Source organism: Agrobacterium sp. GW821-FHT02D03 (assembly GCF_059421725.1).
This window is the reverse complement of sequence record NZ_JBWKVN010000002.1, coordinates 1,138,065-1,153,812: the sequence shown is the minus strand read 5'-3', so window position 1 is coordinate 1,153,812 and position 15,748 is coordinate 1,138,065. Positions and strand designations below refer to the sequence as shown.

Annotated in this window: 11 protein-coding genes; 6 read left to right on the top strand and 5 right to left on the bottom strand. The window is 58.2% G+C overall.

From position 1 onward, the window contains the following. Positions 1-41: 41 nt before the first annotated feature. The 6 genes from AC07U5_RS18645 (at position 42) to scpA (ending at position 8,549) form a co-directional block, all read left to right on the top strand. The gene (locus AC07U5_RS18645) at positions 42-860 is read left to right on the top strand and encodes an N-formylglutamate amidohydrolase (RefSeq protein WP_494723903.1); all 819 of its coding nucleotides are present in this window, start codon (positions 42-44) and stop codon (positions 858-860) included. After that, on the top strand, positions 857-2,731 hold the full coding sequence (locus AC07U5_RS18640) for a flavohemoglobin expression-modulating QEGLA motif protein (RefSeq protein WP_494723902.1): 1,875 nt from the start codon (positions 857-859) through the stop codon (positions 2,729-2,731). The genes AC07U5_RS18645 and AC07U5_RS18640 overlap by 4 nt, the downstream gene beginning before the upstream one ends. Before the next feature lie 10 nt (positions 2,732-2,741). Continuing rightward, positions 2,742-3,788, top strand: a complete 1,047-nt coding sequence (locus tag AC07U5_RS18635) for a glutathione synthase (RefSeq protein WP_062423995.1) — start codon at positions 2,742-2,744, stop codon at positions 3,786-3,788. Positions 3,789-3,889: 101 nt separating this feature from the next. Continuing rightward, positions 3,890-4,783 (top strand): DMT family transporter, encoded by an 894-nt coding sequence (locus AC07U5_RS18630; RefSeq protein ID WP_494724277.1) that lies wholly within the window; start codon positions 3,890-3,892, stop codon positions 4,781-4,783. A gap of 188 nt (positions 4,784-4,971) precedes the next feature. Beyond that, positions 4,972-6,240 (top strand): GNAT family N-acetyltransferase, encoded by a 1,269-nt coding sequence (locus AC07U5_RS18625; RefSeq protein WP_313590905.1) that lies wholly within the window; start codon positions 4,972-4,974, stop codon positions 6,238-6,240. A 167-nt stretch (positions 6,241-6,407) separates the two neighbouring features. Next, the gene (scpA, locus tag AC07U5_RS18620) at positions 6,408-8,549 is read left to right on the top strand and encodes a methylmalonyl-CoA mutase (protein ID WP_494723901.1); all 2,142 of its coding nucleotides are present in this window, start codon (positions 6,408-6,410) and stop codon (positions 8,547-8,549) included. 235 nt (positions 8,550-8,784) lie between these two features. Here scpA and AC07U5_RS18615 read toward each other — a convergent pair whose 3' ends face one another. The 5 genes from AC07U5_RS18615 to AC07U5_RS18595 form a co-directional block, all read right to left on the bottom strand. Further along, entirely contained in the window at positions 8,785-9,618 is an 834-nt protein-coding gene (locus AC07U5_RS18615; protein WP_113180033.1) for a DUF4167 domain-containing protein, read from the bottom strand. Positions 9,619-10,002: 384 nt separating this feature from the next. After that, entirely contained in the window at positions 10,003-10,836 is an 834-nt protein-coding gene (gene prmC / locus AC07U5_RS18610) for a peptide chain release factor N(5)-glutamine methyltransferase (RefSeq protein ID WP_494723900.1), read from the bottom strand. A gap of 26 nt (positions 10,837-10,862) precedes the next feature. Further along, positions 10,863-11,942 carry a peptide chain release factor 1 gene (prfA, locus tag AC07U5_RS18605; protein ID WP_062423990.1) on the bottom strand — a complete coding sequence of 360 codons (1,080 nt, stop codon included), beginning with the start codon at positions 11,940-11,942 and terminating at the stop codon, positions 10,863-10,865. 31 nt (positions 11,943-11,973) lie between these two features. Next, positions 11,974-14,241 carry a phosphoenolpyruvate--protein phosphotransferase gene (gene ptsP / locus AC07U5_RS18600; RefSeq protein ID WP_062423989.1) on the bottom strand — a complete coding sequence of 756 codons (2,268 nt, stop codon included), beginning with the start codon at positions 14,239-14,241 and terminating at the stop codon, positions 11,974-11,976. 163 nt (positions 14,242-14,404) lie between these two features. Continuing rightward, a complete protein-coding gene (locus AC07U5_RS18595; RefSeq protein WP_494723899.1) occupies positions 14,405-15,685 on the bottom strand; it encodes an aspartate kinase in 1,281 nt (426 codons plus the stop codon). Positions 15,686-15,748 lie beyond the last annotated feature (63 nt).

Here is a 15,748-nt window from a genome sequence, read left to right as displayed (position 1 = left end):
TTCGCGCTTTCGTGTTTCCCACCCGAGTTCATGAGGGGAAAATGACGGAAAACGGCGCAAGTCCCAACACATCAAAAAGACGAATCTGGTCGGCGTCATTTGGCCGCTCACCGATCATTGGCACCGCTATCCATGACGGTCATCTTCTGCGCGACGATCTCCTCGACACGATGGCGCTTTCCGATAAAGAACGGCTTTATGAGGAAGATCCTTATACCGGTGAGATGATCGGCGGCCTGACAAACAGGATCATCGGGCAGCGATCACGCTTCGAGATCGACCTCAATCGTGCAAGGGACGCCGCGATCTATCTCACGCCCGATCAGTCCTGGGGACTGGAGGTCTGGCGCACGCGTCCATCCGACGCTGCCATTGCCGCGTCTCTCTCCGTGCACGACGACTATTACGCGATGCTGTCGGCCTTTCTGGATCGGATCGAAAGGTCACATGGTCGCTTTATCCTGTTGGACGTTCACAGCTACAATCACCGCCGCCAGGGCGCCGATGGACCTGTCACCGCGCAGGAAAAGGCGCCCGACATCAATATCGGCACCATCTCCATGGATCGCGGCCGCTGGGCCTTTGCGGTGGACGCCGTGATGGAGCACTTCGCCTCGGCTGAGATCGGTGGCCGCAAGCTCGACGTTCGTGAAAATATTGCATTTCAGGGACGCGGCGAACAAACGCGCTTCGTTCATGAGACCTATCCGGACACCGGATGTGCCATTGCCATCGAGTTCAAGAAGATCTTCATGGACGAGTGGACCGGAGAACCGGACACACGGGTTATCGCCGATATTCGCCGCACGATGATCGCGTTGGAAGCACTGCTTGAACGGTTGCTGCGAGAGCACCAATGAGCAATATCTCCCCGATCAAGCAGACAAAAGAAGAGCCGCTGCTGTCGCAAATCTCAACCGCTTTGTCTGAGGGACAGGCGATCCGCAAGGATGTCGGCAAGGATGGTCGTCTTCATATCGACAGGCCGCTTCCGTTCCTGTGCCTGCATTTGACCTACGGAACGAAGAACCTTGCAGCGCGCGACATTGCTTCTGCCAATGCATCCTACCTCATCGCCTCGAGCTTGAGCGAAGCCGCACCGATCATCCAGGCGATCGGCAATGAGATGGTCAAGCGCTTCGGCGCCTTCGTCGTTCTCGATATCGGCGAACTGGAGCACGATATCCTGCTGGCTGACGACTCCCCCTTCCTGCCGCATTACGAAGTCGCCGTCTCCGCGACCACGGAACCCGAGACGCAGAATGCCCGGAAAGCCTTCATCAAGGCGATTTGCGATGCCGAGATACGGTTCCGCACCCCGCGCATCACGCGGCCGGAACCCGCACAGGATCCGATCTTGCGGCTGAGAGAGGCTGGTATTTCTTTCCCCTGCATCAGCGTTCGCTTCGCGCCCATCTATCGTCAGCCGGAATCAGGAACCGACTATCCCGGTCTTCGCGAAACCATGATTGCCGATCTTTTCGATGCAGGGCTTCGTGCTTTCTCAGCCTTCGCGACAGAAACGAACACGCTGAACATCACAACGCACCGGGCGCTCGGGCGAAAGGCGTTTGTCGATGCGGTGCGCCGTGCCGATCGCTCGGTTGATGAAATCGCTCAATCCTTCGATTTCCTCCTGTCGGTCACGCCGATCAACGCGCGTCAGGCCTTCGAGGAATTCAAGCAAAGCGATTTCGAGTATGCGCCGCATTTCCTCTATCGCCCGCTGGGCGTCGACGTGGAAGAGCAGAAGCGCAAGCTCTATTCGGTCGCCTTCGACCATCTGGAAGACCCGGTCCTCTATCATCTTTACCGCGAAAAGCAGCAGGAGATCGACCTGCAGTTGACGATGCTCGCCCACCTGCACAAGCGGCAGTATACCGATTTTGGCCGTGCGCTTTACAGTTCGGTCGAGCCGGAACTGCTAACCCTCGCGCTCGATGTCCTCGCGCGTTGTAAGATGCCTGCCAATGAAGATGATATCCCCATGGTCGGCTGCTACGAAGTCGCGCAAAAGGCACGCGAGATGGTCGACGCCTATCATCAGGAGGAGGCGAGCTTCAAGGCGCGCGTCGAAATCCGTGATGACCTTCCGCCGGGTCTGATGGTGACCGGCGAAAAGCTGCTGATTTCCCGCCACACGGTGATGGAGCAGCGCCGCCTCGACGCCTTGCTGCATCACGAGATCGGCGTTCACCTGCTCACCTACTTCAACGGTTCGGCTCAGGGTCTTCGGCTCTTTCGCAGCGGCCTTTCCGGCTATGAGGGCGTGCAGGAAGGCTTAGCCGTGCTGGCCGAACATCTTTCGGGTGGCATGACACGCCAGCGCCTTCGCCTCGTCGCCGGACGCGTCGTCGCCTGTGCCGCCATGCTCGATGGGGCAAGTTTCGTCGAGACCTATCGACTGGTCACGGATGAGCATCATTTTGATCAGGCGAATGCCTTCAACATGGTGCTGCGCGTCTATCGCGGCGGCGGGCTACCGAAAGACGCCATCTATCTTCGTGGGTTGAGCGAAATCCTCCAGCATCTTCGTAAAGGCGGCGCTCTTGACCCCTTCTGGATGGGCAAGATTTCCGCGGCCCATTTCCCCATCATGCAGGAGCTTTCGCTTCGCGGCCTGTTGCGACCGCCCGGCATTCGTCCGGCCTTTCTCTCACTGACACGCGCCAATGAACGGCTCGAAAAAATACGATCAGGACTTTCCATCGCCGAAATGGCCACGCTTTAAGGAGGGGACCATGCGCCTAGCGTTCTTTGTCAATTCAATCGAAGGCGAACATCCAAGCTACGCCACCGGGCTTCTGGCCATGGCCGCGCTCAATCGCGGCCACGAGGTCATCTACCTGACGCCCGGGGACTTCACCTTGCGCCCGGATGACACGCTTGTCGTCCATGCGCTCGTTATGCCGAAGCAAAAGTACAAGAAGGTGGAGGCTTTCCATGCGGCTCTGCAGGAACGGCAATTGCAGCGCGAGACGATCGATATCGAAGAAATCGACGCGCTGATGCTGCGCAACGACCCGTCGCTCGATCAGACCGCGCGGCCTTGGGCCGTCCACTCCGGCATTCTCTTCGGGCGACTGGCGGAGCAGCGAGGTGTGATTGTTCTTAACGATCCGGAAGGTCTGGCGCTGGCTCAGAACAAACTCTACTTCCAAAGCTTCCCTGAGATCGTTCGTCCGACAACGCTGATTTCGCGCAACGTTGAGGAAATTCGCGCTTTCGCCGATGCCCACCCCAAGGGCGTCATCGTCAAACCCTTGCAGGGTTCCGGCGGCAAGAACGTTTTCAAGATCGGCTCTTCCAAGGAAACCAACCTGAATCAGATATTCGAGGCGGTCAGTATCGAAGGCTATCTCATCGCCCAAGCTTATCTGCCCGCGGCAAAGAGCGGCGATATCCGCTTCTTCATGATGAACGGCAAGCCTTTGATGCGTGACGGGGCCTATGCCGCACTTCGTCGTGTTCCGGCCAAGGGCGATCTTCGTTCGAACATCCACGCCTCCGGCACGGCGGAAGCGGTCGAGGTCAATGACGATGTGCTCGCGCTCGCGGAAATGATGAGGCCGAAACTCGTTGAGGACGGCATGTTCCTCGTCGGTCTCGATATCGTCGGCGACAAGATCCTGGAGGTGAATGTCTTTTCCCCTGGCGGCCTTGGCCATATCCGCGAACTCACCAATGTGGATTTCACCGATACCGTCATCGAGGCAGTGGAGAAGAAAGTCTCCATGCAGGCGGCCTCAGCGGGCATGTTGAGCAACCGGCTGCTGGCAACGCTATAATGCGACTTGCGGCGCCATCATTCGGGAAAATCCATTTGACCGAATCCAGGGCCTTGCCTAACTGTTCCGGCATCATCCCTCTTGCCGGAACGATCCTTGCCATGAAACCGGGCCAACTCGCCGCCTATCTCTTTCTTGCCGTGGCGTGGGGCTTCTCCTTCATGCTCGTGCTTCACACGGTCAGCGCTTTTGGCTGGGTGGGTGCCGTCTCGCTCAGATGCTTTATCGCCAGCATCACGCTCTATCTCGTTGCCAAGGCAATCGGTCGTCACCTGGATTTCTCCGCCGGATGGCGCGCCTTCGCGATGGTTGGGGCAACGACCGTTGCCGGCCAGCTGATTGGCCTCTCTTACGCCACACCACTGATCGGTACGGCGATGGCGGCCATTCTCGTCGCCAGCATTCCGCTGTTTTCCATGCTGATCGGCCAGTTCTGGGGCTTGGAGAAGATATCCGCGCAGTCGCTCCTTGGTATTGCTTTCGGTATTCTCGGCATCGTTATCCTTGTGGGCTTCCCTGCTGTTCCGGTCACTCAAGCATTCGTGCTCGGCTGCATTTCCTGCATGTTCGGCTGCCTCTGCGCCGCCTTCGGCAGCAATTATGCCAGCCGCTACCTGAAAGGCACCGGCTCTTGGGAAATCACCATCGGCTCGTTCTTCGCCGGTGGCGTCGTTACTTTGCCCCTGTTTGCCGTGGTGCCGATCACCACCATGCCGTCTCTGCTCGATATCGGCTACCTCTTCGCCCTCGCCATCTTGATGAGTGCGCTGACCTACATCACCTATTTCCGCCTGGTCGCCACGATCGGCGCGACCAAGACGATCAGCGTGGAATTCGTGGTGACCGTCATTGCCGTCTTCATCGGCGCATTTGTGCTGGATGAGCCGCTATCGGCAGCGCAATTCGTCGGGGCCGGTATCATCATCATCGGTTGCGCTCTGGTGCTCGGCGTTCTTCCTCCCCGCAAACGCGCGCCCGTCGTTCCAGATTTATGATCATATGCGAATATTTCGTTTTAGACGGCCCTCAACATTCGTCTGATTTCGATATATGATGAGGACGTTGTGATAAATGTGCGCGCCCGAGGATTTGTCGCCGGTCCCATTTGCCTGAAACCAATTAAAGTACTGAAGCTGCTTTGGCTTTTATGGTAATCCTACATCCAGCAATGGTATAGAAAAGCATGGCAAGCGACCCAAACAATCCGGATTTCAGCGAAAATCGATTCGCCATGGTGAAAACCTCCGCTGAATTGGAGCGACCTGAAGCAGATAGCAGTATCCGCGTCGGTCGCGAGGGTCGCGAATTTTGCATCTATCCCGCCCAGCTCGGTTACGACCTTCAGGAAGAACTCGATTTCCTGTCCAATCGCGTCATGGAGCCGAACGTCTTTTTTACCGGGCGACTGCTCGCACCAGCCATGCCGCGCATCGATGACCGCTCCGTTCGCTTCGCTCTGATGCGGGATGAAAATGGCACCCGCAGCCGCATGCGGTTTCTCATGCCTTTTACCGTCGAGAAGCCCGGCTTCTCCGTCGGCCCTTCCATCTTGCGGGCCTGGGCCAATCCGTTTGGTCCGCTCGGAACGCCGCTTGTCGACATCGAGGGCGCGGGCGAAACGATCGACAATCTCATCGATGCCTTGATGCAGGCGGAACTGAGACTGCCCAAAGTGCTCGTCCTTCCGCTGGTGCGGCTGAATGGCCCCTTCGTGCGAATGATCCGGACGATCGCCATGACGCGCAACCTTCCGGTTGCGACCGCTGAACGTGACAGACGACCGCTTCTGGAAAACGGTCCGGATGCCGACAGCTTTCTCCACAGCCGGCTTTCGTCCGATGAGCGGGCGCTTCTGAAGGCGAAATGGTCTGATCTTGAAGCAATGGGAGAGGTCACCTATGACGTCGCCCGTCAGGCGCGTGACGTGCGCATGCGGATGGAAGAATTTCTGGCGCTCGAGGCGCATGGCGCGAGTAACCGCAAGCGCAATGCGCTGGTTACCGATCGCTACCGCACCGCCTTCGCCCGCGAAGCCATCAACAACCTGGCTGAGATCGACTCCGCGCGTATTCATACGCTCAACCTCAACGGTGAAGCGATCGCCTCCGTCGTCATCCTCATGGCCATGGGCGAGGCCTATATCTGGAAGGCAGCGTTCAACGCGCGCTACGCCAACTATATGCCGGAGCGGCTTCTTGCCCATCGGCTCACCGAATGGCAGCTTGACGATGCCAACATCATTCGCACCGACAGCTGCGTTCCAGACGACGAACTGCCCGTGAACCAATTGTGGGGCACCGATGCGGAGATGGGAACGCTGGTCATCGGCCTTTCGGAAAACAGCGACCGTGACGTGCGTCAGGTAGCAGCTCAGGTGCACATGTACCGAAATACCCGCAATCTGGCCAAGGCACTGCGCGAACGCATCATGTCGCTTGGACGCAAGGCATAGACTTGTTCGATCGTAGCGGTTGTTAATTCATCGATTGCTTTCTAACCTGTACATTCAGCCGCATTCAGATGCGACCGGATGGAGAGATGAACGTTTTTGTTTTGCAGAAGTGGCGCCCGGAAGGGCGCAGCCACCGGCTCAGGACATAACGCAACAGGGAGACAGGCATGACGGAGGAAAAGTCGGTGATGGATTGGGAGAAACTGGCAGAGAAAGAACTCAAGCGGTCCCCCGACACATTGACCTGGCAGACCCCCGAAGGCATTGCCGTCAAGCCGCTCTACACTGCGCAAGACCTGGAGAAGGTCTCCCACCTCGATAGCTTGCCGGGTTTCAAGCCCTTCGTCCGTGGCCCACGGGCGACGATGTATGCAGGCCGCCCCTGGACGATCCGCCAATATGCCGGCTTCTCAACCGCTGAAGAATCGAACGCGTTCTACAAACGCAATCTGGCCGCCGGTCAAAAAGGCCTTTCCGTCGCCTTCGATCTAGCCACCCACCGCGGCTATGACAGCGACCACGAGCGCGTTGTCGGCGATGTCGGCAAGGCGGGTGTCGCGATCGATTCCGTCGAGGACATGAAGATCCTGTTTGACGGCATTCCCTTGAAGGACATGTCGGTCTCCATGACGATGAATGGCGCAGTCATCCCGATTCTTGCCTCCTTCATCGTCGCCGGTGAGGAACAGGGATGCGCACGCGCCGAGCTTTCCGGCACCATACAGAACGACATTCTCAAAGAATTCATGGTGCGCAACACCTATATCTATCCGCCGGAACCCTCGATGCGGATCATTGCCGACATCATCGAATACACGGCGCGTGAAATGCCCCGCTTCAATTCCATCTCCATCTCCGGCTATCACATGCAGGAAGCTGGCGCGACGCTGGTGCAGGAACTGGCCTTCACGCTGGCAGATGGCCGCGAATATGTGCGGGCCGCTTTGAAGAAGGGGCTGAACGTCGACGATTTCGCTGGCCGCCTCTCCTTCTTCTTCGCCATCGGCATGAATTTCTTCATGGAAGCAGCAAAGCTTCGCGCTGCTCGCCTGCTCTGGTCGCGGATCATGGAGGAATTCAAACCGCAAAAGGCATCCTCGATGATGATGCGCACGCACTGCCAGACCTCCGGCGTGTCGCTTCAGGAGCAGGACCCGTTCAACAACGTCATCCGCACGGCCTATGAGGCGCTCTCCGCCGTGCTTGGCGGCACGCAATCGCTTCACACCAATGCACTTGATGAGGCGATGGCGCTGCCGACCGATTTCTCTGCGCGCATTGCCCGCAACACCCAGCTCATTCTCCAGCACGAAACGGGTGTCACCAAGGTGGTCGATCCGCTCGCAGGCTCCTACTATGTCGAGAGCCTGACGAACGAACTTGCGGAAAAAGCCTGGGCTCTCATCGAAGAGGTGGAGAAACTGGGCGGCATGACCAAGGCCGTCGATGAAGGCTTGCCGAAGCGATTGATCGAAGAGGCTGCGACAAAGCGCCAGGCCGCCGTCGATCGCGGCGAAGAGATCATCGTCGGCGTCAACAAGTTCCGTCTGGAAAATGAAGAACCGCTCGACATTCTGGATATCGACAACTCCGCGGTTCGGGCATCACAGATCAAGCGGTTGGAAACCGTGCGACGCCAGCGCAACCCGAAGGACGTCGAAAAGACCTTGGCGACGCTTTCGGACGTTGCACGCACGGGACAAGGAAATCTGCTTGAAGCGGCTGTCGAAGCAGCGCGTGCGAGGGCGACCGTCGGCGAGATTTCCGACGCCATGCGGGCAATCTTCGGAGATCATTTGGCCGTCCCGGAAGTCGTCCACGATGTGTACGGCGCCGCTTATGAGGACGATCCGGAATTTGCCACCTTGCGCAACCGGATCGGCGAACTGTCGAGCAGCGTCGGTGGCAAGCCGCGGATGATGGTCGCCAAGCTCGGCCAGGACGGGCACGACCGCGGCGCAAAAATCATCGCATCCGCCTTCGGCGATATCGGCTTTGATGTGCTCGCGGGGCCCCTTTTCCAGACGCCAGAGGAAGCGGCCGATCTCGCGGTCAAGAACAAGGTGCATGTGGTTGGCATGTCATCGCTCGCTGCGGGCCACAAAACGCTTGCGCCGCAGCTTGTCGAAGCTTTGAAGGCCAAGGGCGCAGAGAACATCATCGTCATCGTCGGCGGCGTCATTCCGCGTCAGGACTACGAGTTTCTGCTGAACCATGGTGTGGCTGCGGTCTTTGGCCCCGGCACCAATGTATTGGAAGCCGCCCGCGCGGTTATCGACCTGATGCAGGGGCGTTTGCGTAACGCGTGACTGCCGACACACCAGCCCTAAAAATGAAACCAAGTGTTGGGCCAATGCGTAGAGTTTAAAGCGCCGTGCGTCCTATTGAACGCACAAAGAACGCTTTACCTTTTTGAATCGACACATCGTGCTTCCCGAAAATTGAGTCCGATTTTCGGGAAGCACGATGCTCTCGGCATCTCAACAAAAAAGCGATGGATTTTCACCCATCGCTTTTTCTTTTTCTCAATGTGAAAAGGCAGCCTTACTCGGCAGCCTTCTCCAATTCGGAAGGCTGTTCACCTTCTGCCTCTTCGGCGCCTGCCGTGCGGCGTGGGCGGCGAGGACGCGGGCTGGTGCTGCGCGTGCGGCGCGGTGCGCGCTCGCCTGCACCGGCTTCAGCCTGGGCTTCCTCTTCAACAGCCACTTCCTTCGGCGTGCCTTCGATCACGGGCTGCGGTGCAGAGCTTGCATCGTAAACCGGCGCGATGACAACGGGTGCCGCGGCAACGGCTTCTGCGCCCTCTTCGGCCTGCGCTTCGCGCGGCTGACGTTCAGGGCGATTGGGACGCTCGCGGCGATCGCGACGCTCACCACGGTCCGGACGATCTTGCCGTTCCTGACGCTCTGGCCGCTCTTGGCGCTCCTGACGTTCGGGCTGGTCCTGACGCTGCGCGCGCTGTTCGTTCTGCTCATGCGCGACGGGCAGCACAACGACGACGTCGTCATTGTCATTGCCGTCCATATCGTCGCCGTCACGGTCATTGCCGTATTCACCGCGATCGTCGCGCTGGAAACGTTCCTGCATCTGCGCCTGGGCGGATGCGATGATACGGTTATAATGTTCGGCGTGCTGCAGGTAGTTTTCCGCCATGACGCGGTCGCCGGAGCTTTGAGCATCACGTGCGAGCGCGGCGTACTTTTCCGCAATATGCTGGGCAGTGCCGCGAATCTTCACATCGGGGCCGGAACTATCATAGGTTCTGGTCAGCGGATTTCCACCTTTACGGTTGAAATTGTTATTGTTTCCGCCGCCATTATTATTGTTGTTGTTGTTATTACGCCCCCGGCCGCGCTTGTTTTGCTGTCCTGGCCTCATCAATTGCTCACCTGAATTCTGTTGTGCTGACAATTATCGTTTTTCGATGCGATCCGGCAAGGAATTAGCCCTCTCCTGAACCGCGACCATTACGCGTCCTGCTCTCACAAGAGACAAGACTTCGCGTTTGCCGACCTGATGCGCATATGCTGCATCTAGCCGCTTGCGAACAAAGTTTCCTGAATCACATGCCGGAAATGCCCAGCCTTTCAGAGTTCTCCAAGAGAACCCGCTTCGGGACTGATCCAAACCCTGACGAATCTTATTTCGCCCTCAGCCACCCGGCATGTGGCCGCAAACTAGCCCGCTTCCTGCGGAAATCCAAGCCTTTTCTTTTGCTTTGCAAAATATCCTTGAACAAAACACCCGCAGCTGTTTTTTGACCTATCTGCGGAATATCAATACGCGATCGTTGCCGCCATAGTCTTTGACGCGGTCCACGCAATCATATCCCTGCGATGCAAATATGGTCGTTACATCTGCCATTTGATCGTAGCCTATTTCGACCCCGACCACTCCACCACTTTCGAGAAAATCCACTGCTTTTTCAGCTATAACTCTGTAGGGGAGAAGGCCATCCGCACCGCCATCCAGGGCGATCAAGGGATCAAAATCGCGAACCTCGCGATTCAACGTATCGATGACATCTGTTCTAATATAAGGCGGGTTTGACAAGATTATGTCGAAGCGCCCGGAAATACGGTCGAACCAATCGCTTTCCACCGTCTCGAACCGCGTCTCAAGCCCAAATCTTCCCGCATTGCGAAATGCAGTTGCCAGGGCATCCGTCGACACATCGCTGCCGACCCCCGTGGCTTCAGGAACGGAATGTAGCAGCGACAGGCATATGGCACCAGTGCCAATCCCCATATCGAGAATGTGTGCCTCGCCCTTTTGTGCAACCACGGCCCGCAGATGCGGCAACACCGCCTCGACCAGCACTTCGGTATCCGGCCTCGGCTCCAGCGTCCCGGCCGACATGAGAAAGTCCAGACCGTAAAACTCGCGGTGTCCCAGGATGCGGTGAACGGGCTCTCCCCTTTCCCGCCGCGCGATCAGTTCTTCGATCCGGTGCGCTTCATCAGGATGAACGGGCCGAGACCCTTTCAGAACGAAATCGGTCAGAGAAAAGCCGATCACGTCGCCGATCAATATCCGCGCATCCGTCGAAGGGTCGGCAATGCCCGCAACGGCCAGGCGCCGCTTCGCATCGGCCACCAAAGCTTGAACGGTCGTCTCGACGCTCACTGCTGCTCGCCAAGCTGAGCCAACTGGCCCGCCTGATAATCGGCAATCAGCGCATCGACCAACTCATCGATATCGCCTTCGATCATGCGATCGAGCTTGTAGAGTGTCAGGTTGATGCGGTGGTCGGTGACCCGACCCTGCGGGAAATTGTAGGTGCGGATGCGCTCTGAGCGATCGCCGGAACCGACCTGGCTCTTACGGTCGGCGGAGCGTTCGCTGTCGGCCTTCTGCCGCTCGATATCGTAAAGCCTGGAGCGGAGAACCTGCATGGCCTTGGCGCGGTTCTGATGTTGCGACTTTTCCGATGACGTGACGATGAGACCGGTCGGCAGATGGGTGATGCGCACGGCAGAGTCGGTCGTGTTGACGTGCTGACCACCGGCACCGGATGCCCGCATCGTATCGATGCGGATATCTTCCGGGCGGATTTCGATGTCGATATCTTCGGCTTCCGGCAACACGGCGACGGTTGCCGCAGACGTGTGAATGCGCCCGCCCGCTTCCGTTTCCGGCACACGCTGAACACGGTGAACGCCGGATTCGAATTTCAGCTTGGAGAACACGCCGCGGCCAGTAATCGTCGCGATGATTTCCTTGAAGCCGCCCGCTTCCCCTTCGCTCGAGGACAGCACTTCCACCTTCCAGCCCTTGCCGCTGGCGAAACGCTCATACATACGGAAGAGATCGCCGGCAAAGAGCGCGGCTTCGGACCCGCCGGTTCCTGCGCGGATTTCAAGGATCGCGCTTCTTTCGTCCGCCGCGTCCTTCGGCAGCAGAAGGATCTGCATCTCTTTCTCCAACGCTTCGATGCGTTCGGAAAGCTCCGGCAGTTCGGCTTCGGCCAGTTCGCGCATGTCGCGATCCATCGTCTTGTCGGACAGGATCGCTTCCAGATCGGCAGCCTCAGCCTTGGCCTTCTCATATTCCCGGATGGTCTTTACCACGGGCTGCAATTCCGAATACTCGGACGCAAGCTTGACATAGACATCCGCGGCCGGGCCTGCAGACATACGCGCTTCGATCTCGCCGAAGCGGCGTTCAAGCTCACGCATTTTCTCGACGGGAAGCTTCGCCACCTGTCACATACTCCACTCTTTATAATCGTGCTTAGATAGGGATCGAATGGGTCGAAGCAAACCGCACCAGCAAATCACGCGTACTTTCCAATGATTTGCTGTCATCGAGCGCCGCATTCAACTCTTCCGCCAGCAGCCCGGCATCGACCCCAAGCAGCATCGCCTTCACCGGACCGATCGCCGTTGGCGACATGGAAATCGACCGGAAACCGAGCCCGATCAACGCCATGGCAGACAATGGCTTGCTTGCCATTTCACCGCAGAGCGTCACCGGGGTATTGTTGCGTTCGCCAGCCCGAATGATGTCGCGCAGAATGCGAAGGAACGGCTTGCCCAGATTGTCGAAGCGATCCGAGACACGGGCATTGCCGCGGTCCACCGCCATCGCAAATTGGAACAGATCGTTCGATCCGACCGAGACGAAATCCACTTCCGACATCAGCTCGTCGAGCTGCCACATCAACGACGGGACTTCCAGCATCACACCGAATTGCAGCTTGCGCGGCAGCGCGTGACTGAACTTTGAAAGATGCTGAACTTCCTTCTGCATCAACTCGCGAACGGCATGAATTTCCGAGACTTCCGTTACCATCGGCAACATCATCTTCAATTCCGCGCCGGAGGCCGCACGCAGGAGCGCCCGCATCTGGGTGCGAAGCAAGCCCGGGCGGTCGAGCGACAGACGAATGGCGCGCCATCCGAGAGCCGGATTTTCTTCCTCCTGGCCTCGCATATAGGAGACGACCTTATCGCCGCCGATATCGAGTGTGCGGAAGGTCACCGGCTTGCCCTTGGCCTGGCGCAGGACACTTCGGTAGAAGGCCTCCTGCTCCTCCCCCTTCGGCATGTTCGATGCGATCATGAATTGCAGTTCGGTGCGGAAGAGACCGATACCGTCTGCGCCAGACTCTTCCAACTGCGGAAGATCGACCAGCAGGCCGGCGTTCATCTTCAGGCTGACCTTCTGGCCATCCTTCGTGATCGGCTCCACGTCACGCAGCGCACGGAACTGTTCCTGGCGGCGGGCGCGGAGGCGAACCTTCTCTTCATAGGCGCGCTGCAGGTCTGTGACAGGCCGCAAATGCACCTTGCCGTCGTCGCCATCGATGATGATCGGGTCGTTGTTTTCGGCCAGCGCCACGATGCCGGTTGCCTGGCCGATGACGGGAATACCCATGGCACGGGCAACGATCACCACATGGCTGGTGACCGCACCGTCTTCCAGCACCAGACCACGCAGCTTTTCACGCGGATAATCCAGAAGCTCGGCAGCACCCATGGCGCGCGCCAATACGATTGCGTCGAGAGGAAATTCGTGGTCTGGGGCTCTGCCACCAAAGCCCATCAACTGACGCAGCAAGCGGTTGGCCAGGTCGTCGAAATCATGCATCCGCTCGCGCAGATACGGATCGGTCAGGCGCATCATGCGCGCCTTGGTGTCGCTCTGCACCTTCTCGACCGCAGCCTCGGCCGTCAGGCCGTTGCGGATCGCCTCTTCCATACGGCGCACCCAGCCCTGGTCGTGGGCGAACATGCGGTAGGTTTCCAGCACCTCGCGATGCTCGCCTTCGGTGGCGACATCACGGCGCTGCAACATGTCGTCGATCGAAATGCGCAGCGAGCCGATGGCTTCGGCAAGGCGACGGATTTCGGTATCGGCGTCTTCGTTCAGAAGGTTGGTGACGACGATGCGGGGATCGTGGAGAACCACATGACCAAGGCCGATGCCTTCACCATAGGCGTCGCCATCGATGGAGACCGCTCTGGTCAGGTCCAATTCCACGCCGGGGCGGGTGATTTTCTTCAATTCGCCGCTCGCCACGATTTCCGCAATAAGCATTGCGGTTGTCTCAAGCGCTTCAACTTCATCCTCCCGGTATGTTCGGCTGGTCTTGTTCTGAACGACAAGAACGCCAAGAGTGCGACCGGATCTCAAAATCGGCACACCGAGGAAGGAATGATAAATTTCTTCACCCGTTTCAGGGAGATAGCGGAAAGCGGGATGCGCCTGCGCATCGGAAAGATTGAGCGGTTGAGCGGAGGCGGCAATGGTACCGACAAGGCCTTGCCCCATTTTCAACTGGGCAAGATGGACCGCATCCTTGTTCAGGCCTTCGGTGGCATAAAGCTCGAGAATGCTGTCGGAGCGAAGCACGTAAACGGAACACACTTCGGCAACCATGTTGCTGGCGATCTGCCGGACAATCTGGTCGAGGCGCTCCTGCGGCTCAAGATGCTCCGCCATCATTTCGCGAAGCCGCCTGAGAAGGACACGCGGACCTGCGGAAAGGTCTCTCATCGCGCATGCTCCCGAATGCCGATCGTGCAAACCATTGCGGTGGGCACGAAAGGCTCAATCAAATTTATGGTGTACCGCCCCCGGCTCTCAAGCCGAAAGCGACACTTGCATCAGAATACCGCTCTTCGGAAAGAATCGAATAACGTGTACTGACGTTCAAGAATCAACTTTTATCCAGACCGTAAGCAGAATGCAAAGTGCGAACTGCAAGTTCGGCATAGGCGCCGTCGATCAGGATCGAAATCTTGATTTCCGATGTGGTGATGGCCTTGATGTTGATGTTCTTTTCAGCCAGCGCCTTGAACGCGCTTGCGGCAACGCCCGCATGGCTGCGCATGCCGATACCGATGACCGACACCTTGGCAAGGCCGGTTTCGTTCTGCACCACGTCAAAGCCGATCTGCGCCTTGTTATCTTCCAGAACCTTCAGCGCCTTGGGAGCGTCGCCGGAGGGAACCGTAAAGGTCATGTCCGTGCGCGAACCGTCTTCGGAGATGTTCTGCACGATCATATCGACATTGATATGCGCTTCAGCGAGCGGGCCGAAGATGGCGGCAGAAACGCCGGGGCGATCCGAGAGGCGACGCAGCGAGATTTGCGCTTCATCCTTGGCATAGGCGATGCCGGTTACGACTTCCTGTTCCACGATTTCATCCTCGTCACAAATCAAAGTACCGGGCGGGTTGATAAGGTCACCCATGCCCGGCGCATCGGGATCTTCAAAACTGGAGCGCACGAAGGTACGAACCTTGTGCACCATGGCAAGCTCGACCGAACGGACCTGCAAGACCTTGGCGCCAAGCGACGCCATTTCGAGCATTTCCTCGAACGCCACCTTTTTCAGGCGCCGTGCCTTCGGCTCGATGCGCGGGTCGGTCGTGTAGACGCCATCAACATCGGTGTAGATGTCGCAGCGATCGGCCTTGACGCCAGCGGCAATGGCAACGGCGGAAGTATCGGAACCGCCACGGCCGAGTGTCGCAATGCGATTGTCCGGGCCGAGACCCTGGAAGCCGGCGACGACCGCAACCTGACCCTCGCCCATACGGCGAATGATATCGGAACCGTCAATGTCGAGAATGCGGGCAGCGCCATGGGCGTTGTCGGTGCGAATTGGAATCTGCCAGCCCTGCCAGGAGCGGGCATTGACACCCATCGACTGAAGCGCGATCGCCAGAAGACCGGATGTGACCTGCTCGCCAGACGCAACGACGGCATCATATTCACGGGCATCGTAAAAGGACGCGGAACCGCTGGCACCGGCGACTTTCGGCGTGTTCTGCACCCAGTCGACCAGTTCATTGGTTTTTCCGGACATGGCCGAAACCACCACGGCCACTTCATGGCCGGCATCCACTTCACGTTTCACATGCCGCGCGACATTGTGAATACGTTCGAGGTTTGCGACGGACGTACCGCCGAATTTCATGACAATGCGAGCCATAGCCTAGACCAGTACCATCCCACTGCGCCGCGCGAGCGGCAGATAAGCACACACCCCGTTTCC

What these genes read in the sequence shown, in the direction of transcription:
- AC07U5_RS18645 (WP_494723903.1), top strand. Translation starts at nt 42, where the DNA reads ATGACGGAAAACGGCGCAAGTCCCAACACATCAAAAAGACGAATCTGG.
- AC07U5_RS18640 (WP_494723902.1), top strand. Translation starts at nt 857, where the DNA reads ATGAGCAATATCTCCCCGATCAAGCAGACAAAAGAAGAGCCGCTGCTG.
- AC07U5_RS18635 (WP_062423995.1), top strand. Translation starts at nt 2,742, where the DNA reads ATGCGCCTAGCGTTCTTTGTCAATTCAATCGAAGGCGAACATCCAAGC.
- AC07U5_RS18630 (WP_494724277.1), top strand. Translation starts at nt 3,890, where the DNA reads ATGAAACCGGGCCAACTCGCCGCCTATCTCTTTCTTGCCGTGGCGTGG.
- AC07U5_RS18625 (WP_313590905.1), top strand. Translation starts at nt 4,972, where the DNA reads ATGGCAAGCGACCCAAACAATCCGGATTTCAGCGAAAATCGATTCGCC.
- scpA (WP_494723901.1), top strand. Translation starts at nt 6,408, where the DNA reads ATGACGGAGGAAAAGTCGGTGATGGATTGGGAGAAACTGGCAGAGAAA.
- AC07U5_RS18615 (WP_113180033.1), bottom strand. Translation starts at nt 9,618, where the DNA reads ATGAGGCCAGGACAGCAAAACAAGCGCGGCCGGGGGCGTAATAACAAC.
- ptsP (WP_062423989.1), bottom strand. Translation starts at nt 14,241, where the DNA reads ATGAGAGACCTTTCCGCAGGTCCGCGTGTCCTTCTCAGGCGGCTTCGC.
- AC07U5_RS18595 (WP_494723899.1), bottom strand. Translation starts at nt 15,685, where the DNA reads ATGGCTCGCATTGTCATGAAATTCGGCGGTACGTCCGTCGCAAACCTC.